General features: G+C 62.7%; 23 protein-coding genes and 1 tRNA gene. 11 read left to right on the top strand and 13 right to left on the bottom strand.

Going from position 1 to position 22,091, the window contains the following annotated elements; translation table 11 throughout:
- Nucleotides 1–19: 19 nt before the first annotated feature.
- Both IB262_RS09150 and IB262_RS09155 read right to left on the bottom strand, forming a co-directional pair.
- Complete coding sequence (locus tag IB262_RS09150) at nt 20–541, bottom strand: EF-hand domain-containing protein (protein ID WP_162728662.1); 522 nt, start codon at nt 539–541, stop codon at nt 20–22.
- Nucleotides 542–709: 168 nt separating this feature from the next.
- Complete coding sequence (locus tag IB262_RS09155; RefSeq protein ID WP_090295082.1) at nt 710–1,423, bottom strand: pyrimidine 5'-nucleotidase; 714 nt, start codon at nt 1,421–1,423, stop codon at nt 710–712.
- Nucleotides 1,424–1,578: 155 nt separating this feature from the next.
- Here IB262_RS09155 and IB262_RS09160 point away from each other — a divergent pair, with 155 nt between their 5' ends.
- From IB262_RS09160 to IB262_RS09175, 4 genes are read left to right on the top strand one after another with little or no spacing between them, the layout of a single operon-like run.
- Nucleotides 1,579–2,370, top strand: a complete 792-nt coding sequence (locus IB262_RS09160; protein ID WP_060581818.1) for a sterol desaturase family protein — start codon at nt 1,579–1,581, stop codon at nt 2,368–2,370.
- A 58-nt stretch (nt 2,371–2,428) separates the two neighbouring features.
- Nucleotides 2,429–3,343, top strand: coding sequence for a DMT family transporter (locus IB262_RS09165; protein ID WP_034797329.1), 915 nt, complete (start codon nt 2,429–2,431; stop codon nt 3,341–3,343).
- Between the two features lie 57 nt (nt 3,344–3,400).
- The gene (locus IB262_RS09170; protein ID WP_060607227.1) at nt 3,401–4,480 is read left to right on the top strand and encodes a trifunctional transcriptional activator/DNA repair protein Ada/methylated-DNA--[protein]-cysteine S-methyltransferase; all 1,080 of its coding nucleotides are present in this window, start codon (nt 3,401–3,403) and stop codon (nt 4,478–4,480) included.
- On the top strand, nt 4,477–5,244 hold the full coding sequence (locus IB262_RS09175; RefSeq protein ID WP_112974828.1) for an isocitrate lyase/phosphoenolpyruvate mutase family protein: 768 nt from the start codon (nt 4,477–4,479) through the stop codon (nt 5,242–5,244). The genes IB262_RS09170 and IB262_RS09175 overlap by 4 nt, the downstream gene beginning before the upstream one ends.
- A gap of 86 nt (nt 5,245–5,330) precedes the next feature.
- On the opposite strand, the gene argB is transcribed toward IB262_RS09175, so the two are convergent.
- Nucleotides 5,331–6,218, bottom strand: coding sequence for an acetylglutamate kinase (argB, locus tag IB262_RS09180; RefSeq protein WP_192493518.1), 888 nt, complete (start codon nt 6,216–6,218; stop codon nt 5,331–5,333).
- A 152-nt stretch (nt 6,219–6,370) separates the two neighbouring features.
- On the opposite strand from argB, the gene IB262_RS09185 reads away from it, so the two are divergent.
- The 4 genes from IB262_RS09185 (at nt 6,371) to msrB (ending at nt 9,054) form a co-directional block, all read left to right on the top strand.
- Nucleotides 6,371–6,910, top strand: a complete 540-nt coding sequence (locus IB262_RS09185; protein WP_034797319.1) for a sigma-70 family RNA polymerase sigma factor — start codon at nt 6,371–6,373, stop codon at nt 6,908–6,910.
- Complete coding sequence (locus IB262_RS09190) at nt 6,907–7,626, top strand: anti-sigma factor (protein WP_112974829.1); 720 nt, start codon at nt 6,907–6,909, stop codon at nt 7,624–7,626. Before IB262_RS09185 ends, IB262_RS09190 begins: the two co-directional genes overlap by 4 nt.
- A 166-nt stretch (nt 7,627–7,792) precedes the next feature.
- Nucleotides 7,793–8,350, top strand: a complete 558-nt coding sequence (locus tag IB262_RS09195) for a fasciclin domain-containing protein (RefSeq protein WP_192493519.1) — start codon at nt 7,793–7,795, stop codon at nt 8,348–8,350.
- Between the two features lie 212 nt (nt 8,351–8,562).
- Nucleotides 8,563–9,054, top strand: coding sequence for a peptide-methionine (R)-S-oxide reductase MsrB (gene msrB, locus IB262_RS09200; RefSeq protein WP_112974831.1), 492 nt, complete (start codon nt 8,563–8,565; stop codon nt 9,052–9,054).
- Nucleotides 9,055–9,067: 13 nt separating this feature from the next.
- On the opposite strand, the gene IB262_RS09205 is transcribed toward msrB, so the two are convergent.
- From IB262_RS09205 to rpmH, 6 genes are all read right to left on the bottom strand, one after another.
- Nucleotides 9,068–9,604 (bottom strand): DUF1269 domain-containing protein, encoded by a 537-nt coding sequence (locus IB262_RS09205; protein ID WP_034797308.1) that lies wholly within the window; start codon nt 9,602–9,604, stop codon nt 9,068–9,070.
- A gap of 149 nt (nt 9,605–9,753) precedes the next feature.
- Complete coding sequence (gene yihA, locus IB262_RS09210; protein WP_060607324.1) at nt 9,754–10,407, bottom strand: ribosome biogenesis GTP-binding protein YihA/YsxC; 654 nt, start codon at nt 10,405–10,407, stop codon at nt 9,754–9,756.
- Nucleotides 10,408–10,463: 56 nt separating this feature from the next.
- On the bottom strand, nt 10,464–11,396 hold the full coding sequence (locus IB262_RS09215) for a DMT family transporter (RefSeq protein ID WP_060581823.1): 933 nt from the start codon (nt 11,394–11,396) through the stop codon (nt 10,464–10,466).
- Between the two features lie 159 nt (nt 11,397–11,555).
- Nucleotides 11,556–13,343, bottom strand: coding sequence for a membrane protein insertase YidC (gene yidC / locus IB262_RS09220; RefSeq protein ID WP_060607207.1), 1,788 nt, complete (start codon nt 13,341–13,343; stop codon nt 11,556–11,558).
- Nucleotides 13,343–13,741, bottom strand: a complete 399-nt coding sequence (gene rnpA, locus IB262_RS09225; protein WP_034797300.1) for a ribonuclease P protein component — start codon at nt 13,739–13,741, stop codon at nt 13,343–13,345. The genes yidC and rnpA overlap by 1 nt, the downstream gene beginning before the upstream one ends.
- 20 nt (nt 13,742–13,761) lie before the next feature.
- Nucleotides 13,762–13,896 carry a 50S ribosomal protein L34 gene (gene rpmH / locus IB262_RS09230; RefSeq protein ID WP_060519824.1) on the bottom strand — a complete coding sequence of 45 codons (135 nt, stop codon included), beginning with the start codon at nt 13,894–13,896 and terminating at the stop codon, nt 13,762–13,764.
- 397 nt (nt 13,897–14,293) lie between these two features.
- On the opposite strand from rpmH, the gene IB262_RS09235 reads away from it, so the two are divergent.
- The 3 genes from IB262_RS09235 to IB262_RS09245 all read left to right on the top strand — a co-directional run bounded on the left by IB262_RS09235 (nt 14,294) and on the right by IB262_RS09245 (nt 18,621).
- Nucleotides 14,294–16,297: a methyl-accepting chemotaxis protein gene (locus tag IB262_RS09235; protein ID WP_034797297.1), complete on the top strand. Its 2,004-nt coding sequence runs from the start codon at nt 14,294–14,296 to the stop codon at nt 16,295–16,297.
- A gap of 444 nt (nt 16,298–16,741) precedes the next feature.
- Complete coding sequence (locus tag IB262_RS09240; RefSeq protein WP_034797295.1) at nt 16,742–18,223, top strand: HAMP domain-containing sensor histidine kinase; 1,482 nt, start codon at nt 16,742–16,744, stop codon at nt 18,221–18,223.
- A 321-nt stretch (nt 18,224–18,544) separates the two neighbouring features.
- Nucleotides 18,545–18,621: transfer RNA gene (locus tag IB262_RS09245), tRNA-Arg, on the top strand.
- Between the two features lie 251 nt (nt 18,622–18,872).
- Here IB262_RS09245 and IB262_RS09250 read toward each other — a convergent pair.
- From IB262_RS09250 to IB262_RS09265, 4 genes are all read right to left on the bottom strand, one after another.
- Nucleotides 18,873–19,541, bottom strand: a complete 669-nt coding sequence (locus IB262_RS09250; RefSeq protein WP_210333112.1) for a hypothetical protein — start codon at nt 19,539–19,541, stop codon at nt 18,873–18,875.
- A 218-nt stretch (nt 19,542–19,759) separates the two neighbouring features.
- Nucleotides 19,760–20,137 (bottom strand): MerR family transcriptional regulator, encoded by a 378-nt coding sequence (locus IB262_RS09255; protein ID WP_060607201.1) that lies wholly within the window; start codon nt 20,135–20,137, stop codon nt 19,760–19,762.
- Between the two features lie 492 nt (nt 20,138–20,629).
- Nucleotides 20,630–21,061 (bottom strand): DUF1810 domain-containing protein, encoded by a 432-nt coding sequence (locus IB262_RS09260; RefSeq protein ID WP_060581827.1) that lies wholly within the window; start codon nt 21,059–21,061, stop codon nt 20,630–20,632.
- 40 nt (nt 21,062–21,101) lie between these two features.
- Entirely contained in the window at nt 21,102–22,088 is a 987-nt protein-coding gene (locus tag IB262_RS09265) for an aldo/keto reductase (protein WP_112974867.1), read from the bottom strand.
- Nucleotides 22,089–22,091 lie beyond the last annotated feature (3 nt).

Here is a 22,091-nt window from a genome sequence, read left to right on the forward strand (position 1 = left end):
GGAGAGAGAAGAGCTCCCGTCAGATCTTCTTGGTAAAGTCGGCCGCGTCGATGACGCCGTCGCCATTCTTGTCACGCCGCTTGAACATGGCTTCCGCGGCGCCTGAAACCTCGCTGGCACTCAAGGAGCCGTTGCCGTCGGTATCGACGCGCTTGAAGGCCTTGGGCCGCAGGCCAGGCAGCATGGCCGGGCGGGCTTCCTTCAGCTTGGCAAGGGCGGTCTCGCGCTCCGTGCCGGTCTTTGCCTTGGCGTCCTTCCAGGCCTTGCGCGCCTCACGGAAGGCCTCGCGCTTGACCTTCATTTCTTCGGCGCTGATCTGCCCGTCGCCATTGGTATCGAAGGTTTTGAAATTGTCGGAGATCCGCGCCTGGAACTCGGTGAGCGAAACCTTCTGGTCCTTGTTGGTGTCGAGGCGCTCTATCATGCGCTGGCCGCGCTGCTCGGGCGTCATCTTTTCGCGGGCAGCAAAGGAGGGGGAGGCCATTCCGGTGACGGCGACGGAGAGTGCAGCCACGCCGAGGATCAGGGTCTTGTTCGGCATCATGCGTCCTTTCGATCGGTTGTTTCTGATCGCAAGGATAGACGCGGGTGCAGCCGACGCCAGTTAAACTTTGGTAATTTAAGTCATTGGCCGAAAAGGGGTTTTTCGGCGGCAAAATTGTGTCGCAGCGGGCGGGACGCCGTCTTTGCGGCGTCCGCCAGCGCCACTCTAGAGATCTGTGAGGAGGCTCCGCAGGAAGCCGGTGAGGTCTTCCGTCACGTAGTCGATCTGCTCGTCGGTGTCGTTCGACTTTTCCCACGATTCCGCAAAGGTGTATTCGAGGTTCTGCGGCACCAGCAGCACCGTCTTCATGCCCAGCGCCTTCGGCACGAGGAGATTGCGCGGCAGGTCCTCGAACATCACGGCATTGCGGGTATCGACCCGGTGCAGGCTCATGAACTTGTCATAGGTCTCGCCCGCGGGCTTCGGCACGAAGTCGGCGGCGACGATATCGAAGATGTCGTCGAAATGGTCGAGGATCCCGAGCGCCCGGGCCGTCATCTGCGCATGGGCAACGCTGCCATTGGTGAAGATGAACTTGCGGCCGGGAAGCGACTTGATCGCTTCGCCGAGCGCCGGGTCGGCCGGAACGATCGAATAGTCGATCGCATGGGCCTGCTCGAGGAACTCGTTCGGGTCGATGCCGTGATGGACCATCAGGCCTTTGAGCGTCGTGCCGTGGTCGCGGTAATAGTCCTTCTGCAGCTTCTTGGCGTCGGCCGGATCGAGCGACAAAAGCTTCGCCACATAGGCCGTCATGTTGCGGTCGATCTGCGCAAACAGGTTGACGTGGTGGGGATAGAGCGTGTTGTCGAGGTCGAAGACCCAGTCGGTGACATGGGCGAATTCGGAGCGGGTCGGCAGGCGGTCGAGCTTTTTCATGACCGCCTTATGACACGACCGACCGTGGCGGCAAACGGGAAAATGGCGATGCGGGGCCGGGCGTAATGCTGGCGCATAGATTAGCGCTTTGAATTGGCGGTTGTGCGTGGCATCTTCCGGCTCGCGCGGTTTTTGGCTCGGGGATGCGGATGCCAATGTCGAACGAAGTATTCTATCTGCTCTTTCTGTTCGGGTTTTACACGTTCACCGTCGTTACCTATTTCGCGCTTGGCTATGGCATCACATGGCTCAACGAGCGCAATCCCGAGCGAAAGATCCAGAAGGGACGCGGTTCCGACAAGCGCCGCAGCGCCGAGATCCGCCAGAGCCTCAAATCGATGTTCAGCGCCTGCCTGCCGCTGACGATCGGACTCTACGCCCAGCAGAAGGGCTGGGCGCCGGCGCCCTGGACGCTTACCTGGTGGAACGCCCTGCCGCTCTTCGTGCTCAGCATGATCCTCTACGATGCCTGGTTCTATTTCATGCACCGGCTGCTGCACACCAAGTGGCTCTATCCGCTGCATGCCCTGCATCATAAAAGCGTGGCGCCGACGATCTGGAGCACCTATTCCGAGGACGTCTTCGACAACTTCCTGCTTCAGAGCTTTTCGGCCGTCGTCGTTTTCGTCGTGCCGTTTCCGCCGCTGGTGCTCATCGCCCATCGGCTGTTCGAACATTTCAACGGCATGATCGGCCATTGCGGCTTCGAGTATTTTGCCGCCTCCACCGCGCGCTACCCGTCTCCGCTGCTGTGCACGACGTTCCATGATCAGCACCATTCGGGCTTCAGGTACAATTACGCCAACTACTTCTCCTTCTGGGACCGTGTGCTCGGAACGCTCGCGCCGAACTACGATCAGCGGGTAAAGACCTTCGAGGACGAGGCGCCCCGGATCACGATCAGCGAGGGCACGGAGCTCGCAGAGGCGCGGGAAAGGGCGGACTAGCAACCGGTCCGTTAGGTGGTCCTTGGCAACGAGCCGGCCTGCATGCTAGCTCGAAACGATGGAAACCTGGGTCCTCATCACCATCGCCGCGGCCTTCCTTCAGAACGTCCGCTCCGCAATGCAGAAACACTTGAAAGGCGTCATGGGCACGACGGGCGCGACCTTCGTGCGCTTCGGCTTCGGCCTGCCGTTCGCCTTCCTCTATCTCGTTGTGCTCTGGCAGGTGGTGGGCCGTCCGCTTCCGGTGCCGAACGGCACTTTTTTCCTCTGGGCGGTGATCGGGGGGCTGGCGCAGATCGCCGCAACCTTCCTGCTCGTCCATCTCTTCTCCTTCCGCAACTTCGCCGTCGGCACCGCCTATTCGCGCACGGAACCGGCGCAGGCAGCGCTTTTCGGCCTGATTTTCCTCGGCGAAAAGGCGAGCGAGGGCACGCTGGTGGCAATCGCCATCTCGGTCGTCGGCGTGATGCTGATTTCGGTGGCGCGCACGACCCTGAGTGCGCGCACGCTGGTGACCTCGGTATTCTCGCGCACGGCCGGCATCGGCTTGCTGTCCGGCACCTTCTTTGGCCTTTCGGCCGTCGCCTACCGTTCGGCGTCGCTGGCTCTGGCGCCGAGCCTGCCAGCACCCGACTACATGATGCAGGCAAGCTTCACGCTCGGCTTCGTCATCCTCTTGCAGACCGTGGTCATGCTGATCTGGATCGTGCTGCGCGAACGCGACGAGCTGCCGCGCATCGCGGCTGCCTGGAAGCCGGCCTTTGTCGTCGGTTTCGTCGGCGCGTCTGCCTCCTTCGGCTGGTTCATGGCGATGACCCTGCAGCAGGCGGCCGTCGTCAAGGTCGTCGCCCAGGTGGAAATGCTCTTCACCTTCGCCTCGTCCTTTTTCATCTTCCGCGAATGGATCAACAGACTGGAGCTATTGGGTTGCCTGCTGATCGTGCTCGGTGTCGTCATGCTGGTGCTGATCTGAAAAATAGACGCCCGAAAACCGGCGTCTCCCGAGCCGTGGTCATGCTAGAACCGCGGCATGTTGTTCGATCTTCCCTCCGATGAAACGCTCTACGACGCCTTGATGGCGCGCAGCAGCGAATACGAAGGTTCGGCCTTCGTCTGCGTCAAGACAACAGGCGTCTTCTGCCGCCTGTCCTGCCCGGCCCGCAAGCCGAAGCGGGAAAACACGATCTTCGTCGGCTCGATCGGCACCTGCCTGGAGACGGGTTTCCGTCCCTGCCAGCGCTGCCGGCCGCTTGCCACGTTCGGCGCCAAGGATCCGCTCGTCCAGGAGCTTCTGCAGGCGCTGGAAGCAGCACCGGAGCGCCGTTGGAGCGAGGACGACGTCGTGCGCCGCGGGCTTGATCCCTCGACCGTCCGGCGTGCCTTCAAGCGCGCGCTCGGCATCACCTTCCTCGATCTCGCGCGCCATCGTCGCCTGGGGCTCGCCGCCCGCCAGCTCGCCGACGGTGGTCGGGTGATCGACGCCCAGCTCGAGGCCGGCTACGAGTCGCCGAGCGGGTTTCGCGCAGCCTTCCAGCGCCTGCTCGGCGATGCGCCGGCGGCAGCCCAGGGGAGGGCGCTGCTCTCGTCCGACTGGATCGAAACGCCGATCGGGCCGATGGTCGCGGTTGCCGATGCGACGCACCTCCATTTGCTGGAGTTCCACGAACGCAAGGCGCTGCCGACGGAACTGGAGGCGCTGAAGCGCGCGACGCGCTCGGCCATCGTCCCCGGCCGGACGGCGCCGATCGATCAGATCGAAGGCGAGTTGAAGAGCTATTTCGCCGGCGAGGCGGGCGGATTTCAAACTCCGCTTGCGCCCGGGGGAACGCCCTTCGAGCGCAACGTCTGGGCGAAGCTCGTGAAGATTCCCGCCGGCGGGACGCGTTCCTATGGTGACATTGCCCGCGAGGTCGCTACGATCCAGTCCGCACGTGCGGTCGCCAAGGCCAACGGTTCCAACCGGATCGCCATCGTCATTCCGTGCCACCGTTGCATCGGCGCGGATGGTTCATTGACCGGTTACGGTGGCGGGCTTTGGCGGAAACAGTGGCTGCTTCGGCACGAGGCGAAAATGAAACCAGTCAGCCTGTTGGTGGAGGAAACACAATGAACCAGAAGGAAAAGGCGCTCGCCTTCGCCGCCCTGCATAAAAAGGGTGACCCGGTGGTGCTGTACAACATCTGGGACGCCGGCAGCGCCAAGGCCGTGGCAGAGGCCGGTGCCAAGGCGCTTGCGACCGGAAGCTGGTCGGTGGCGGCCGCCCACGGCTTCGGCGACGGCGAGAAGGTGCCTCTGGCCTGGCTTGCCGATATCGCACGCCTGGTCGTGGCGAGCACCGACCTGCCCGTCAGCATCGATTTCGAAGGCGCCTACTCCGACGACGCGGCGACCGGTGCCGCCAATGTCTCGCGCATCCTCGACGTCGGCGCCATCGGCATCAACTTCGAGGACCAGATCGTCGGCAAGGGCGGCGTGCACCCGGTCGAAAAGCAGGCGGAGCGCATCCGCGCCATCCGCGAGATGGCTGACCGGCGCGGCATCCCCCTGTTCATCAATGCCCGCACCGATCTCTTCCTGCAGGAGGGTGACGAGAGCCGGCATGCCGGCCTCGTCGACGAGGCGATCGCCCGCGGCAAGGCCTATGCCGAAGCGGGCGCCAGCGGCTTCTTCGTACCGTGGCTGGTGGACGAGGCGCTGATCGCCAAGGTCTGCGCCGCCTCGATCCTGCCCGTCAACATCATGATGCGCCCGGCCGCACCCGACCTGAAGACGCTCGCCCGCGCCGGCGTGTCACGCGTCAGCTACGGCCCGGGCCCATACCGCGTGATGATGGAAGAATTGAAGGCGGCGGCGACCGAGGTTTACAACGGCTGATCGGATTTCGCCCGCTAAAACGAAAAGCGGGAGAGGGCCGAGGCCTTCTCCCGCTTTCTTGTTGGTTGCGAACGAGTTCAGTCCGATCAGGGCACGATCAGCGTGCCGGCGCCGCGCTCGGTGAAGATTTCGAGCAGCACCGAATGGGCCGTCTTGCCGTTGAGGATGACGACGCCCTGAACGCCCGCCTTGATTGCGTCGATGCAGGTCTCGACCTTCGGGATCATCCCGCCGGAAATCGTGCCGTCGGCGATCAGCGCGCGGGCCTGGGATACTGAGAGTTCCTTGATCAGGTTGCCCTGCTTGTCGAGCACGCCGGGAACGTCCGTCAGGAACAGCAGGCGCGTGGCGTTCAGCGCACCGGCGATGGCGCCGGCGAAGGTGTCGGCGTTGATGTTGTAGGTGTGGCCGTCACGGCCGGGCGCGACCGGCGCGATCACCGGGATCATTTCCGAGCGGGCGAGCAGGTCGATCAGCGTGCGGTCGACTTCGACCACTTCGCCGACGAAACCGAGATCGAGGACGCGCTCGATATTGCTATCCGGATCCTTGACGGTCTTGCGTGCCTTTTCGGCGAAGACCATGTTGCCGTCCTTGCCGCAAAGGCCGATCGCCCATTCGCCCGTCTGGTTGATGAGCGCGACGATCTCCTTGTTGATCGAGCCGGCGAGCACCATCTCGACGATCTCGACCGTCTTTTCGTCGGTGACGCGCAGGCCGCCTTCGAACTTCGATTCGATGCCCATCTTCCTCAGCATGGCGCCGATCTGCGGGCCGCCGCCATGCACGACGATCGGGTTGACGCCCGACTGCTTCAAAAGCGCGATGTCGCTTGCAAAAGCGCGACCGAGCTCGCTGTTACCCATGGCGTGGCCGCCATATTTGACGACGATCGTCTTGTTCTCGTAGCGCTGCATGTAGGGCAGGGCCTGGGTGAGCAGGCGTGCCTGGATTTCACTTTCATTGGCGGACATGGCGGACCCTCGAAAAATACCGGCTGCTGTTTAGCGCAAGTTCCGGATCGATGGAATGATCGGAGAGCAACATAAAGGCCGAATGACGATATGGCTGGTTCAAAGTGAACTGCGCCCTATCTCTGGAGAGATGAGGCTTCGGGGCGCGTTCTATGATCGATGAGGATATAGCCGGCCTGCTTGGCCGCGTTTCGCTCGGCGATCGCGACGCCTTCGCCGAACTGTATCGGCAGACCAGTCCGAAACTCTTCGGCATCTGCCTGCGTATTCTTGGCAATCGGGGCGAGGCGGAAGAAGCGCTGCAGGAAATCTACGTCAAGATTTGGCAGCGGGCTGGCCGGTTTTCGCAAGGACAGGCGGCTGCGGGTTCCTGGCTGGCGGCAATAGCGCGTAATCAGGCCATCGACTTCATCCGGGCGCGCAAACCGGCTGCCAATGTGATTGACGAAGCCTACGATTTGGCTGATCCTGCTGCCGATCCGGAAAAGTTGGCAGTCGTGAGAGCAGAAGGCAGGCGGATCGACGCGTGCATGGAGGAGCTTGAAGAAGACCGCGCGGAAGCGGTGCGGCGCGCCTACGTCGAGGGCCTGAGCTACCAGGAACTGGCTGACGTCTTCGCGGTGCCGCTAAACACTATGCGGACTTGGTTGAGGCGCAGTCTCCTGAAGTTGCGAGAGTGTATGGAGCGATGACGACACCAACCCCAGAGGGCCGGGACTTTCGCCGCGACGAGGTGATTGCGGGCGAGTATGTGCTCGGCGTGTTGTCTGCCGACGATCGCCGCAAGGTCGAGGCCCGGCTTGCTTCCGATCGCAACTTTGCCGCCATGGTCGACCGCTGGCAGAGCAACCTTTCCTCCTTCGACGACGCCTATGATCCGGTGGTGCCCCCACCCAGGACGTTCTCCGCGATCGAACGGCAGCTGTTCGATACGTTGCGGTCGGAACCTGTACGGTCCCGCGGGCTCTGGCACTCGCTGGCGCTCTGGCGAGGACTGGCGCTTGCCTCGTTCGCCGCGCTGCTGGTGATGGGCGCCTCCATGGCCGGCCTGTTCGAGACGCGGTCGACCGGTGCCTCGCTTGTTGCCGAGCTCTCGGGGAAAGGCAGCGCCATCGATCTCGTCGCCCGCTTCGACCGGGCATCGGGCCGCTTGCAGGTAACGCCGGTGGCCGCCAGCCAGGCGGAACAGAAATCCCTCGAACTTTGGCTGATCAACGGCAGCAATCCGGCAATCTCGCTCGGTGTCCTGCCGCAGACCGGGGAGGGCGGAATCGCCGTGCCGTCGACCTTCCGCTCGCGGATCTCCGCCGGCTCGGTTCTTGCCGTCAGCGTCGAGCCGCTTGGCGGTTCGCCGACCGGCGTGGCCACCGGACCGATCATCGCGCTCGGCAAGGCGCGAAACCTCTGAGCGCGTGATATCGATAAATATCCTTATTTATCAATCGACTAACTTCCCTGAAAATTCCTGAAACTCTTTCTCTCGTCCTTCCGTTGCTTGTCTTGTTCCCCCGCAGGGAACGGCAGCTTCGGCAGGCGGCCCATGCGCCGCCTCCCTCAACAGGAAGGAAGAGAAGATGTTCACGTCTGCCATCCGCTTGGTCGCAACAGCGTCCGTCCTCGCAGCAAGTGCCTTCGTCGCCCATGCCGAAAATCCGATGGTCGGCGGCGCGCCGATGTATGCGGAGAAAAACATCGTCGAGAACGCCGTTAATTCCAAGGATCACACCACGCTGGTCGCCGCCGTCAAGGCAGCCGGGCTGGTGGAGACGCTGGAGGGCAAGGGGCCGATCACGGTGTTTGCGCCGACGAATGCCGCCTTTGACGCACTGCCGGCCGGTACCGTCGACACGCTTCTGAAACCAGAGAACAAGGACAAGCTCGCCAAGGTCCTGACCTGCCATGTCGTTGCCGCCGACGCGATGTCGGCGACGATTGCCGAGATGATCAAGAAGGACGGCGGCGAGCATGACGTCAAAACGGTCGGCGGCTGTGTGCTGAAAGCCAGGGAAGACGGCGGCAAGCTGATGCTGACCGATGAAACCGGCGGTATGGCGACGGTAACGATCGCCGACGTCAAGCAGTCGAACGGCGTCATCCATGTGGTCGACAAGGTGCTCCTGCCGAAAGGCTGAGTTCGGCGGCGCCTGGCCGCTGCCGGCGGCCTGGCGCTTACCATAGGTCGTATCACCGATGGCCTTTCACCGCGTCACGATGCTTTGAACGGCATTGTTTTGCAGCGGGTGTGTCCGGGCGGTATCGTCTATCGCGACATCCGACAAATCGACAACGTACAGCGCTCCGCGCGAATGATCGTGACGCGCTTTAGGCCAAGTGGGAGGTTAGCATGATCAGCCGGCGCGTCTTCCTGATGGCAGGCACGGCATTGGCCGCAGCATTCGCGTTGCGCGGGCTCACGCCGCTTGCATGGGCAGCGGGAATCGAGCCCTTCGAGGTCGTCAAATCTGATGCCGAATGGCGGGCAGCCCTCACCGACGACCAGTACCGGATCCTTCGGCACGAGGACACGGAGCGTCCCTTTACAAGCGCGCTTAACCACGAGAAGCGCAAGGGCACCTTCCAATGCGCCGGTTGTGCATTGCCGCTCTATTCGTCCGAGGCGAAGTATGACAGTGGCACGGGCTGGCCGAGCTTCTGGCAATCGCTCCCCAATGCCGTGGCGACACGGGAAGACAATTCGCTGCTCATGACCCGTACGGAATGCCATTGCCGCCGTTGCGGCGGCCACCTCGGTCACATCTTCGACGATGGCCCGCCACCGACCGGCAAGCGCCATTGCATCAATGGCCTGGCGCTCGCCTTCGTGCTGTCTCGATAAGCCAGCCGGACGTTTAGGCGCCGGCGGGCGGTGCAGCCGCTGTTGTGCCGGAGAGCGCTGCCTGCAGCTTCTGCTCCTGTTCGGGCGAAAGCGACGTTTTCAGCACGCGGCCGCGCAGGTCGGGGAATTCGGCGAGAACCTTTTCCGGCTGAACCTTGCGCACCAGGATGAACAGAGCGGAGGAGTTGTTCGGGATGGTGTTGCCGAGCGACTTGATGAATTCGTCGTCGATACCGTAGTCGCTGAGCGAGCCCGAGAGGGCGCCGGCACCCGCGCCGAGCGCACCGCCGATTGCAAAGCCTGCCAGCGGATTGAGGAACAGGAGGCCGACCAGGCCGCCCCAGAGCGAGCCGGAGAGCAGGCCCGAGGTGGCGCCGACGGCGGTCAGGTTGAGGCTCTGCTTGAGGTGGACCTTGCCTTCGGTGTCGCGCACGACGACCACCGCATCCTCGAGGTCGATCAGATATTCCTTCTTCAGCCCGGCGAGCCGGACCAGAACCCTGTCAGCCTCCTCGGGGGAATCGAACCCGACAACGATCAAATCGGACATGTCACACTCCTATCTCTGGCCGCGCCACCGTTCTGGACGCAACGCAGAGATAGAGCGGATTGCATGTCGGGGTAGTGACAGAGATCAAAGACATCGATTTCGCATGGGCGGGTGCTTGCAGCGCGATGCCGGACGCCCTGAGGCCCCCTTTAGCGCGCGATCGCGATGCCGATTGCCGCCCGCAGCTCGTCGAGCCCTTCGCCCTTCTCCGAGGAAGTCGCAAGGACTTCCGGGAAGGCGGCGGGATGCTTCTTGATCTTTTCGAGCGTCTCGGCGATCAGCCGCGGCACGCCGGCGGCCTTGATCTTGTCGGTCTTGGTCAGCACGAGCTGATAGGAGACGGCTGCCTTGTCGAGCAGGTCGAGCACCTCGTCGTCGTTCTTCTTGATGCCGTGGCGGCTGTCGATCAGCACGTAGACGCGCTTCAGCGTCGAGCGGCCGCGCAGGTAGTCGAAGACCAGTTTTGTCCAGGCATCGACCTGTTCCTTCGGCGCCTGGGCATAGCCGTAGCCGGGCATGTCGACGAGCGCCATCGGCGGCAGGTCGTCGGCCTCGCCGGAAAATCCATCCGGTACGAAGTAGTTGAGTTCCTGCGTGCGGCCCGGGGTGTTGGAGGTTCTTGCCAGACCCTTGTGGCCGACCAGCGCGTTGATTAACGACGACTTGCCGACGTTCGAGCGGCCGGCAAAGGCAATCTCGGCCGGTCCTTCCGGCGGCAGGAATTTCATGGCGGGGACGCCGCGAATGAAAATCCACGGCCGGCCGAACAACGGCTTGTCGTCTTTGGGTCTGGTATCGGCCATCGGCGGTCGGTCCTTCATCGAGAAAGTCCTTGGCTTCGAGGTTTTGGCCGTGGATGTCAAGGCGTCGGCGTGCGGACCGGCCGTGTGGGGATGGTTTGCGTCCGCCGGAATTCGTTGAGCAGGTAGGCCAGCAACGCCAGAAGAATGAAGGTGCCGCCGACGATCGTCCGGCTGCTCGGCACCTCGCCATGGATGATCGCGACCCAGAGCGGCCCCAGCACGGTTTCCGCCGTCCCGAGCAGCGCGGCCAGCGCCGAGGGCACCAGCCGGGCGCCGGTCACGAAGAGCGCCATGCCAAGCCCGAGGTTGAAGGCGCCGAAGACGAAGAGCAGCGCGAGCTCGCCTCCAGTCACTGCCAGGCCCGAGGACTGACTGGCGGCAATGCCGCTTGCGGCAAAGCAGCCGAAGCAGGTCGCCGGCGTCATGCGCACATGCGGGTATCGGCGGGTAATGACGGTTGCCAGCGCGAAGACGACGGGGATCAGCAGCGCCAGCGCATCGCCGACCGGTGACATTGTTCCCGTCAGGCTTTCCGAGACCATGATCCCGACGCCGAAAATGACGGCGGTGATCGCGCCCCAGGTGAAGCGCGAGACCCGCTCGCGAAACAGCACCCAGCTCATCAGCGCCGCAAACAGCGGCACCCCGGCGCCGAGCAGAACGACATTGGCGATCGTCGTGTAGGAGATCGCAATGATGAAGGAGGTCGAGGCGATGGTGAAACAGAGCCCGACGGCGATGCCCGGCCAACCCATGCCCTTGAACAGGGCCACCGTGCCGCGCGGTCCGTCACGCACCAGCATGAAGGCGAGCAGGAACAGGCCGGCAAACAGGCAGCGCCAGAAGACGATCGTCCAGCTGTCGGAAATGTGCAGGAACCGCGCAATCGCGCCGCCAAAGCTCCAGAAGAAGGCCGAGCCGAAGACGAGCAGGGCGCCAAGCTTCTCGTTGGCGGCGAACGGGGCGGAGGTGGCCGGCGGGTCGGTCATGACAAATTGTCCTGGAGCAGGGGCGCGCTGATTTCAATAACGCCAGATGCCCGGACCGCACGTCCGCGTCAACGCCATCCGCGTGTCGCGCCGCGGCGTGGAAACAAAAAAAGCCCCGGACCGAAGTCCGGGGCTCTGCGATTGTGGTACCGGCTGGCGTCATTCCGCCGGTTTGGGCTTCTTCGAGAACAGGCCCTTGAGATTGTCGAAGAGCTCGATCTTCACGCCCTGGCGCTTCATGATGATCGACTGCTGCAGCACCGAAAGCGTGTTGTTCCAGGCCCAGTAGATCACGAGACCGGCCGGGAAGGAGGCCAGCATGAAGGTGAAGACCACGGGCATCCAGGTGAACAGCATCGCCTGGGTCGGATCCGGCGGCGTCGGGTTCATGCGCATCTGCACGAACATGGTAACGCCCATGATCAGCGGCCAGACGCCGAGGTGCAGGAAGGCCGGACCGTCGAACGGCAAGAGGCCGAAGAGGTTGACGATCGTCGTCGGATCGGGCGCCGAAAGGTCGTGGATCCAGCCGAAGAACGGCGCGTGGCGCATCTCGATGGTGATGTAGATCACCTTGTAGAGCGCGAAGAACACCGGGATCTGGATGAGGATCGGCCAGCAGCCGGCGAGCGGGTTGATCTTCTCTTCCTTGTAGAGCTGCATCATCGCCTGCTGCAGCCCCATGCGGTCGTCGCCGAACTTCTTCTTCAGTTCCTCCATCTTCGGCTGAACCTTCTTCATGTTCGCCATCGATGCGTACTGCTTGTTGGCAAGCGGGAAGAACAGACCCTTGACGACGATCGTGGTGATCAGGATCGCGATGCCGAAGTTGCCGAACAGACGGAAGAAGAAATCCATCATTTTGAACATCGGCTTGGTGATGAAGTAGAACCAGCCCCAGTCGATCAGCTTGTCGAAGTTGGGGATCGAGTAGGCCACTTCATAGTTGTCGACGACAGGAACTTCCTTGGCGCCGGCAAAGACGAGGTTCTTGATTTCCGAGGACTGACCGGGCGCGACCGTGATCGCGTCGCTCTTGTAGTCGCTCTGGTAGCGCGCGCGACCGTCGGTGAAGTGCGTGAAGCGCGTGTCGTAGGGGGTTGCCTGCGGCGGAACGATCGCTGCTGCCCAGTACTTGTCAGTAATGCCGAGCCAGCCGCCGGTTGCCTTGCCCGGCTCGACCGACTTTTCGTCCTCGATCTTGCCGTACTTCAGTTCCTGCAAGCCATGCTCGCCGAGCACGCCGATGAAGCCTTCATGAAGCACGTAGACGCTCGGCGTCGTCGGCTTGTTGAAGCGGGTCACGCGGCCGTAGGAGGAAAGGCTGAGCGGCTCGGCCGCACCGTTCTTAATGCTGTCGACCACCTGGAACATGTAATGTTCGTCAACCGAGATGGTGCGGTTGAAGGTGATGCCCTTCTCGTTGGTGAAGGTCAGCGTCACCGGGGTCGCCGCGGTCAGCTTGTCGCCGCCCGAAAGCGTCCAGACGGTCTGCGGGCCGGGCACGGTGCCGGTTGCGTCGCTGCCGACATAGCCAATTTCGGCAAAGTAGCCGTCGACCGTTTCGGCCGGGCTGAAGAGGGTGATGACCGGGCTCTTCGGATCGACCGTCTCGCGGTATTCCTTGAGCTTCAGGTCGTCGAAGCGGGCACCGGTCAGGTTGATGGAGCCGGAAAGCGCCGGCGTGTCGATCGCAACGCGGGCCGATTTGGCAATCGCCTGGTCGCGGTTTTCACCGGCGCCGGGGATCGCGCCGCCGCCCGGCAGAGCCTGGCCCGGCGTCGCTTGAGTCGGCGTTGCCGGCTGCGATTGCGCCTGCTGGGCCTGCAGCGCTTCCGCAGCGATGCGTTCCTTTTCCATCTTCGGATTGACGTAAAGGAACTGCCAGGCAATGAGGATCAGCACGGACAGGCCAATCGCCACGAAATAGTTGCGGTTTTTTTCCATCATAGTTTCCTGGAACCGGCCGGCGGCCGCTTCTGTTTCGGCTTGTTTTCGATGCGCTCGTGAAGGCCCCGGGTCAAGGCGTCGAAGGGAGCATTCAGGAGTTCGCGTCGGGCGACAATCACATAGTCGTGTCCGGGTTTCATTGCAAACCCGGCGGAAAGCCGCACCGCCTCTTTCAGGCGTCGGCGCATCCGGTTTCGCTCGACGGCATTGCCGTGTTTCTTGGTGACGGTGAAGCCGACGCGGGCTTCGCCTTCCGGATCGTTGCGGTCGAGCACTTCGAGGAGAAACAAGGGGCCTCTGCGGCCTTCTCCTGCCCGAACGGCCAAAAACTGCGGACGGCTTTTCAGCCGCCCGACAGTCGTTTTGTCTTTATCTGACGTCATGTGCCCGGACACTGGTTTCGGGCAACTTCGGCTTAAGCCGAAAGACGCTTGCGGCCACGGGCCCGGCGGGCCGAGAGGACCTTCTGGCCACCCTTGGTAGCCATACGCGAACGGAAGCCGTGGCGACGCTTGCGGACAAGCTTGGACGGTTGGTAGGTACGCTTCATTTATTTAATACCGCGGTGTGCGGCCCTTCTTGGGTTTGCGTGTAGCAAGGAGCGTTTACGTTATCGGACATGGCTCCGCCATTTCGGGCAGGAGGGCTTGACCGGACGTGCGCGGCTTATAAGGGGAATTTTCCCGGAAAGTCAATTGCGGGCGGCGATTCAGTGGCGACAGCACCGCAAAAAGCGCCGGCGCACCCGCCAAAGGCGATCCGTCGGGCCGCGAAAAGGAAGGCCAACTAGCCGAGATTGGTAAATGGAGCCCTAACTGGATCTCCCCAGAATGCCGGTCGAGGGCGACGGGCTTTATTAACCACGCCTATTTTAGGGTCCCTCCGGTGCATATGGGGCGGCGGCATGTCCGATAATCGGAAGCTCTCGTCACTCCGTGGAGGTCGGGATGAAAATACGCGGTAAGATCAATCTAATCGTCGGCATCATGAGCGTGCTGGCGGTTGCGGTGACCGGCATGTCGCTGGTTGCTGTCAGTAAATACAACGAAAAGTTTCACCAGTACGAGAACGTGGCGAAGCGCGCCTTCTACGCGGAACGCCTCAATCGTCTGGTGACCGCGGTCGTCATGGAATCGCGTGGCATCTATGCCGCCCCGACCATCGAGAAGGCCAAGCCCTTTGCCGAGGGCATTCGCAAGAATCTCGACAAGATCGACACGCTGCTCGCCGATTGGCGCCCGCTGATCCCCGCCGACACCAAAGCGTCCTTCGACACGCTGGTCGCCCGCGCCGCGGAATTCAGGACCTTCCGCGTCGAGACGGCGCGGCTTGGCGAAGAAGTTTCACCGCAGGCTGGCAACGAGCAGGGCAATACCGACGCCAATCGCGCCAACCGCAAGGCGTTCCAGGAGCAGATCGACGGCGTCGTCGACATCAACCTGAAGACGCTTGAAGTCGTGACGGCTGACGTTGCCACCTTCGAGCGCAGTGTGATCATCACGATTCTTGCTATCGCCGGCCTTGGCCTTATCGCCGGCATTGGAGCGGCCTTCTACATCGCCACGAACCATTTGAGCCGTCCGATCCTCGAGTTGACCGGCAAGATGAAGCAACTGGCTGGCGGCGATCTCACCGCGGACGTGCCCTTCGTGGGCCGCAAGGACGAGATCGGCGAAATGGCAGAAGCCGTTCAGGTCTTCAAGCAGAACGGCCTGGCCGTACGCGACCTCAACGCGCAGGAAGCGGTACTGCGTGAAAAGAGCGCCGACCTGCAGTCGAGCATCGGTGTCGTCGTTGCGGCCGCTGCCGCCGGTGATTTCACCAAGCGCATCGGCAAGGACTACGAGAACGACGACCTCAACCGCTTTGCTGGCAGCGTCAACGAGCTGGTCGGCAGCGTCGATGCCGGTATCGCCGAAACCCGCCGAGTGATTGCGAGCCTTGCGGCCGGCGACCTGACCCAGAGCATGAACGGCCATTATCAGGGTGCCTTCGCCGAGCTGCAGAAGAACGTCAACGAAACCCTTTCCACGCTGCAAAAGACGCTGCGCGAGGTCCGTGTGACCACCGACTCGATCAACGGCAATTCGTCCGAGCTGCGTTCGGCGGCCGACGATCTGTCAAAGCGGACGGAGCAGCAGGCCGCAGCCCTTGAGGAAACGTCTGCAGCGCTCGACCAGATCACGGTTGCGGTCAAGAGCTCCACCGAGCGGGCGCAGGAAGCGACCGTCATGGTCAACGAAGCCAAGCACAGTGCCGCGCAGTCGGCGGCGGTCGTGCGCAACGCCGTCGACGCCATGGGCCGCATCGAGCAGGCCTCGAGCGAAATCGGTCAGATCACCAACGTGATCGACGAAATCGCCTTCCAGACCAACCTGCTGGCGCTGAACGCCGGCGTCGAGGCAGCCCGTGCCGGCGATGCGGGCAAGGGCTTCGCGGTCGTCGCACAGGAAGTGCGTGAACTCGCCCAGCGTGCCGCAAGTGCTGCCAAGGACATCAAGTCGCTGATCTCGAAGTCGGGCAGCGAAGTGGCAACCGGCGTCCGCCTGGTACAGGAGACCGGTTCGGCACTTGGCGAGATCGAGGAACGGGTCCTGAAAATCAACGACCACATCCACTCGATCGCGACGGCCGCGCGCGAACAGTCGACGGGCCTCAGCGAAGTCAGCACTGCCGTCAACCAGATGGACCAGGTGACCCAGCAGAACGCCGCCATGGTGGAGGAGGCGAATGCCGCAACCCACAAGCTCTCCGGCGAAGCCAACAATCTCGCGAGCCTGATCGCCTACTTCAAGGTCGACAATGTTGCCGCCCGGCCGATCGCCGTGGCTCGGGAGACGGCCCAGCCGGTCGCATCGCCCGCCCGGCGCATGATGGGCAACGTCGCCCGCGCGTTTGGCGGCGGCGGCTCCGCTGCGGCGGTTGCCAAGGACGATTGGGAAGAGTTCTGATCGGCGAATTGCCTTGCCAAGTGATTGGAGCCCGCGGTGCCATAAGGTGCCGCGGGCTTTCTGTTTCGTGAGCCTTCCAGACTTGCCCTCGATCAGGCCGCACGGCTGTCCTTGTCGTCCGCAAGGCTCGCCACTCGAACTGTTCCCTGGGTGACTTACACCGATGCCAATTCTGTGCAGGTAAGTCGAGCCGAGGCGGCGGCGCGCCGAAATTTGCTTCGGCGATGCAAGGGGAGAAAAATGGGCGGGACGCGATCCTTTGTCATGATCGACGGCACGAGACGAAGAGACAGCCGCGCCTATGCCGCACCCTCTAAGGTCCGTCTTCGATTGGAAAAACGGCGGCCATCTCCTATTATGCGCCGCAGGCGCGATGCCCCATGGCCCGGATGTTCATACGGGGTCCCAGGCGTTTTGGTTGACGGGCAGGAAAGTTTGTAAGGCATGGCGGAAGAAACACGTCCGGCGATGGCAGGCGAGGCATTGAGAACCAGTGCCGGGTTTTTCCGCGGCCTATCCGGCAAGCTGCTGCTCTTGACCATTGTCTTCGTCATGCTGGCGGAAGTGCTGATCTTCGCGCCGTCGGTTGCCACCATGCGCATTCGCTGGCTCGAGGATCGGCTGAATACGGCGGCGGCTGCTGCCGTCGTCGTCGATGGTCTGCAGAATGTCGAACTGCCGCGCAGCGTCCAGAAGGACACGCTGATGGCGACCGGCACGAAGGCGATCGTCATCCGGCGCAAGGACGCCTCGCGCATGATTGCGCTCACCGACATGCCGCTTGAGATCCAGGGCGAGTACGACGTCGCCAATTCCACAGCCGTTGCTGCCATCCGCGATGCCTTCGATACGCTGCTCTTCGGCGGCGACCGCGTGATCCGCGTCTATGGGCCGCTCGGCGAAAGCGATGCGACGATCGAGCTCCTGATGAAGGATGCGAGCCTGCGCAAGGCCATGCTCGTCTACTCGCGCAACGTCTTTGTCCTGTCGCTGATCATTTCGCTGATCACCGCGGCGCTGATCTTCCTGGCCATCAACCGCATGCTGATTGCGCCGATCCGGCGCATGACGGCCAACATGCAGGAGTTTTCCAACGATCCGGCCGATCCGGCCCGCGTGCTCGTACCGCCGCAGGGGCACGACGAACTCGCCGTCGCCGGGCAGCATCTCGCCAGCATGCAGCGCGAGCTGCAAAAGACGTTGAAGCAGCAGAAGAGCCTGGCCGAACTCGGGCTCGCCGTGTCGAAGATCAACCACGACATGCGCAACATCCTGTCCTCGGCGCAGTTGATTTCCGACCGCCTGGCCGACGTGGACGACCCGGTGGTCAAGCGCTTCGCGCCGACCCTGCTGCGCACCATCGACCGCGCCGTCGGCTACACCCGCGAGGTCCTGTCCTACGGTCGCACGACCGAGGCCGAGCCGCATCGACGCTTCGTTGCGCTGAAACCGCTGGTCTCCGATGTCGCCGAATTGCTGGCGATCGATCCGCAATCCGGCATCGATTTCCAGATCCAGATGCAGGACGACCTCGAGGTCGACGCCGACAGCGAGCAGCTCTTCCGGGTGGTGCACAACATCTGCCGCAACGCCGTGCAGGCGCTGACCAATCACGAGCCGGAGGATGGCCGCCCACGCACCGTTGCCGTTTCCGCCATGCGCATCGGCAGCGTCGTCACCATTTCCGTGGATGATACCGGGCCCGGCATGCCGCCCAAGGCGCGGGAAAACCTGTTCGCCGCTTTCCGCGGCTCGGCGCGCTCCGGAGGCACGGGGCTTGGGCTGGCGATCGCGCGCGAACTGGTGTTGGCCCATGGCGGCACGATCGCGCTCGTCGAAAAGCCGACGCCGGGCACGCTGTTTCGCATCGAGCTGCCCGACCGGCCGGTGCCGCTCGACGCCTTCCGTTCGAAGTTCCGCCATTAGCGCCGCACATTCACCCTCTTGAGTGTCGAGCCGGAGCCGTTGGTGATTCCATATTTGGGCGGGGTCTGACCGGCTACCGCGCGCGGCTCGTCTGGCGCATGGGCGGCGGAGGTGGCACCCTTCAATTATTTTTCGCAGCCAGGTCCTGCGGCGGCACCCCTTGCTTTCCAGCGGGTTCAGCGCCGGCGCGGTTGCCTCGGTCCACAGCAAAGCGGGCGTGCCATCGTAAAAATGAAATTTTTTACAGAACGGCGCTTGCAATCCCCGAAAGGACCCTTTAGAGAACCGCTCACGCAAGCGGTTCGACCGCTTCAGGCAAAAGCACCCGTAGCTCAGCTGGATAGAGCACCAGACTACGAATCTGGGGGTCAGGAGTTCGAATCTCTTCGGGTGCGCCATTCTTTTCAAAGACATAGATGATGTCTAGATCCGGTTCTTCCGGATCGCCACTTGGGTCGCGCGTCGCGACCTTGCGTTTCGCGACGCGCCTCTCACATCCTTCAAGTGTCTTCGTTTGCAGCGTTCCGCGGGTCAGGCTTGCGGCTGGTAAATCGCGGTGCCGCTCCTTCACTGGATCCGAATCGAGCAGTCAGCGGCCCTGAGGGCTCGCCTTCCCTCAATCCGGTAGACCGATCAGGACTGGCCCAGGCTATAGCCCTTCTCGACGAGCCAGGCATCGTGAAGCCACTTTTCCGTTCCGCGGCGTCCGGGAAAGCTGATCCAGTGAATGTCGCGCTCGAAGACCATGACCTTGCGGTCCGCGCCGACGATGACCCACATCCAGAGGCCGTCGGCCTGGTTGCGCATCTTGACCTTCATGCCCGTGAGGGTCAGGCACCTCGGTGCGTCCCTTGCGGGTAACCCGCAGCGGTTCGTCATGCGGGTCGATCCAGCTGATCCTCATTCCCGGCAGAAGGTCCGGCGCCGCTTCACGCAGGAAGTCCATGGCGATTGCCTGCGCTTCCTCGCGTGTCGGCAACGGGTGGCGGACTAGGTCCAGATCGATCCGGGCAAAACCCTTGAGGCGGCCGTCGTCGGCGATGACGGTGCTGAAGTGCTCGCCGCCGAGGGCGGCATTGCGTCCGTCGGCGCGCTCGTAGCGGACGAGTTCCGCAGCTTCACCATCGACGACGGCGGTTCGGCGGGCTGCCTCGCGGTAACCGGCGGGCATGAAGGCGGCGATGGTGGCGGCTGCGGGGTGGGCACTGCCGGTCGCGGCTGGCGTTGCCTTGGTCTCTGCCTGGGCCATGTTTGCGGTTCCCGTGACGGCGACAAGGCCGAGGGCGGCAAGGACCGCGAGAGGGCATCTATGCGGCATGTCCAGAGCTCCTTTTGTCTGGTTTGGGGGGGTCGGAAGGTGGTCATGAGATCGAGCCCTGCGATCGCGGATCGCCAAGGAGAGCGCTCAAGAAGCTGACGTTGCCGACAACGGAAGCGGAGTCGGCGTGGGCCGAGCCAGTAGGGCAAGTGAACCTATTAGTGTAACCTGACGTCAAGTGTAGATTACGCATGTGCCAAATCCCATTCGTGCCGCGCTTACTTTTGCCGCGCCTCGGAGATCAGCCCGTGCATGCGGGCGATGTTGTTTTCGAGGTCCCGTTTGAATGTCGAGAGCTCGTCGAGTTGGGCATTCGTCTTGTCGAGTTGGGCTTGCAGGATTTCCAGCACGCGCTCCTTTCCCCGGATGCCGCTCGCATCCTCGAAATAGAGGTCGATGACAGCGGCGATCTCGTCGAGGCTGAGGCCGAGACGTTTCAGCGCCGCGATCTTCTCCAGTCGTTTCGCGGCGGTCTCGTCATAGTATCGGTAGCCGGCCCCTTCGCGCTCGGCCGGCTTCACCAGGCCCAGCCGCTCGTAGTAATGGATCGTGCGGTGGCTGACGCCGGCCCGTTCCGACAGTTCCCCAATTTGCATGAGCGACGACAATCCGGCACCTATCTAAACCTGACGTTGGGTGTAGATTTAGAAAGCAATCTGCCATTCGTCAATGGTTGTCGTGCCGCTTGTTTCGCGCGCGTCAGCGGGAGCTCCGGCAACGCTGACCCTCGAAAGGATTAGGAGACAATAATATATGTTAGTATATAATGATTTACACCGCTCGCGCGCGGTGTCGCGGCGGCAATGGGCCGGGCTGCAACGATCAAGAATCCGATCACGAAAGCGCGGGCGGGTTCACGATCTTTTGACGCCGAAGTGTGAAAATCGGTCCCTCGGCTTCCTATATGAAGGAGGAAGGGGCCGCTGAAGAAAGGAGGTGCCGATGTATCGCTATATGATGAAAGAACTGCTGGTGATTGTTGCTGGCCTTTCGGTTTGTGCCTTCACGATCCTGTTCTTCCTGATCCATTCGACGCCCAACCTCTGACGGTCGCCGAAACGCGCATCTTGAGCGCTTGAACGCCGGCATCAATGCCGTTGCGCCAGGATTTCCATAGTGCGCCGATCCCTCTCTCCCGCGAAATAGCGCGCAAGCGCCGCTCCGAACGTCCCCCCGTCTTTCTCGACCTCGGCAAACAGGGTCATCGATGACCGGAACTTCATGTCATCGGGGCTGGAGAAAATGTCGTGGGCCGATCTGCCCGTAACCGCATTGGTCCGTTCGGTGCATTCGCGCAGCCTGGGGCCGAGCACCGGATGGGCGAGATAGGCCGACGCTTCGCCAAGCCCGGATATCGCGTAGCGCTCTGCCATTGCCGAATGGCCAAGGCCAGCAAGCTGCGGAAAGACGAACCACATCCAGTGCGTTCGCTTTTGGCCGTGTGCGAGTTCATCGAGGACCGCGGCATAGACGCGGTCCTGTGCGGTGACGAACCGCTGCAGATCGAAGGGATCGCTCATGTCGCTGCCTCCCTTGGTCGCCCCGTCGATGAGGCGTCAGTTACCAGCGATGATGAACATGAACCTTCACCAGCCGCTCGTAAACCGCGGCAATCGCCCCCTTGGCCTCGTCGTCGATGGCGGCAAGCGCGCTGGCAGCGGCGTTGGATTGCGCCTGAGCCTCATTGCGGGCGCCCGGGATCACCACGGAGACCGCCTGCTGCTCGAGGATCCAGCGGAGCGCAAACTGCGCCATCGGCACGCCCTCGGGCACCAGCGGGCGAAGCTGCTCGACGGCTTCCAGCGCCGCCTCGAACGGCACACCAGCAAAAGTCTCGCCGACATCGAAGGCTTCGCCATGGCGGTTGAAGTTGCGGTGGTCGTCGGCTGCGAAGGCGGTATCCTTGCTGATCTTGCCGGAAAGCAGCCCCGAGGCGAGCGGCACGCGCACGATGACGCCAACATTCTTTTTCTGCGCTTCCGCGAAGAACAGCTCGTGCGGACGCTGGCGGAAGATGTTGTAGATGATCTGCACGGTCGCAACGCCGGGATATCCGATCGCCTTCAGCGCTTCCTCTACTTTTTCGACCGAGACGCCATAGTGGCGGATCTTGCCCTTGGCAACGAGCCGGTCGAGCGCGCCGAACAGTTCCGGCCTATAGTAGACCTCGGTCGGCGGGCAATGTAGCTGCACCAGATCGAGCGTCTCGACGCCGAGATTTGAAAGGCTGCGGTCAATGAAGGCCTCGATGTTTTCGCCAGTATAGCCTTCGGTCACATGCGGGCTCAGCCGGCGGCCGGCTTTGGTTGCGACGAAGGGCTTGTCGCCCCCGCGCTCCTTCAACACCGCTGCAATGATCTTTTCAGAGCGGCCGTCGCCATAGACATCGGCGGTGTCAACGAAGGTGACGCCAGCATCGAGCGCGGCATTGAGCGCGCGCTTGCCGTCTGCCTCGCTGACATCGCCCCAGGAGCCGCCAATTTGCCAGGCGCCGAAGCCGATTTCGGATATGGTTGCGCCGGTCTTGCCAAGAACTCTCGTCTTCATCGT

The organism is Ensifer sp. ENS02 (genome assembly GCF_014851885.1).
In the GTDB taxonomy this organism is placed as follows: Bacteria; Pseudomonadota; Alphaproteobacteria; order Rhizobiales; family Rhizobiaceae; genus Ensifer; species Ensifer adhaerens.

Bases quoted from the DNA above. Each gene is read 5' to 3' on its own strand.
- IB262_RS09150 (WP_162728662.1), bottom strand. From the start codon at position 541: ATGCCGAACAAGACCCTGATCCTCGGCGTGGCTGCACTCTCCGTCGCC.
- IB262_RS09155 (WP_090295082.1), bottom strand. From the start codon at position 1,423: ATGAAAAAGCTCGACCGCCTGCCGACCCGCTCCGAATTCGCCCATGTC.
- IB262_RS09160 (WP_060581818.1), top strand. From the start codon at position 1,579: ATGTCGAACGAAGTATTCTATCTGCTCTTTCTGTTCGGGTTTTACACG.
- IB262_RS09165 (WP_034797329.1), top strand. From the start codon at position 2,429: ATGGAAACCTGGGTCCTCATCACCATCGCCGCGGCCTTCCTTCAGAAC.
- IB262_RS09170 (WP_060607227.1), top strand. From the start codon at position 3,401: ATGTTGTTCGATCTTCCCTCCGATGAAACGCTCTACGACGCCTTGATG.
- IB262_RS09175 (WP_112974828.1), top strand. From the start codon at position 4,477: ATGAACCAGAAGGAAAAGGCGCTCGCCTTCGCCGCCCTGCATAAAAAG.
- argB (WP_192493518.1), bottom strand. From the start codon at position 6,218: ATGTCCGCCAATGAAAGTGAAATCCAGGCACGCCTGCTCACCCAGGCC.
- IB262_RS09185 (WP_034797319.1), top strand. From the start codon at position 6,371: ATGATCGATGAGGATATAGCCGGCCTGCTTGGCCGCGTTTCGCTCGGC.
- IB262_RS09190 (WP_112974829.1), top strand. From the start codon at position 6,907: ATGACGACACCAACCCCAGAGGGCCGGGACTTTCGCCGCGACGAGGTG.
- IB262_RS09195 (WP_192493519.1), top strand. From the start codon at position 7,793: ATGTTCACGTCTGCCATCCGCTTGGTCGCAACAGCGTCCGTCCTCGCA.
- msrB (WP_112974831.1), top strand. From the start codon at position 8,563: ATGATCAGCCGGCGCGTCTTCCTGATGGCAGGCACGGCATTGGCCGCA.
- IB262_RS09205 (WP_034797308.1), bottom strand. From the start codon at position 9,604: ATGTCCGATTTGATCGTTGTCGGGTTCGATTCCCCCGAGGAGGCTGAC.
- yihA (WP_060607324.1), bottom strand. From the start codon at position 10,407: ATGGCCGATACCAGACCCAAAGACGACAAGCCGTTGTTCGGCCGGCCG.
- IB262_RS09215 (WP_060581823.1), bottom strand. From the start codon at position 11,396: ATGACCGACCCGCCGGCCACCTCCGCCCCGTTCGCCGCCAACGAGAAG.
- yidC (WP_060607207.1), bottom strand. From the start codon at position 13,343: ATGGAAAAAAACCGCAACTATTTCGTGGCGATTGGCCTGTCCGTGCTG.
- rpmH (WP_060519824.1), bottom strand. From the start codon at position 13,896: ATGAAGCGTACCTACCAACCGTCCAAGCTTGTCCGCAAGCGTCGCCAC.
- IB262_RS09235 (WP_034797297.1), top strand. From the start codon at position 14,294: ATGAAAATACGCGGTAAGATCAATCTAATCGTCGGCATCATGAGCGTG.
- IB262_RS09240 (WP_034797295.1), top strand. From the start codon at position 16,742: ATGGCGGAAGAAACACGTCCGGCGATGGCAGGCGAGGCATTGAGAACC.
- IB262_RS09250 (WP_210333112.1), bottom strand. From the start codon at position 19,541: ATGCCGCATAGATGCCCTCTCGCGGTCCTTGCCGCCCTCGGCCTTGTC.
- IB262_RS09255 (WP_060607201.1), bottom strand. From the start codon at position 20,137: ATGCAAATTGGGGAACTGTCGGAACGGGCCGGCGTCAGCCACCGCACG.
- IB262_RS09260 (WP_060581827.1), bottom strand. From the start codon at position 21,061: ATGAGCGATCCCTTCGATCTGCAGCGGTTCGTCACCGCACAGGACCGC.
- IB262_RS09265 (WP_112974867.1), bottom strand. From the start codon at position 22,088: ATGAAGACGAGAGTTCTTGGCAAGACCGGCGCAACCATATCCGAAATC.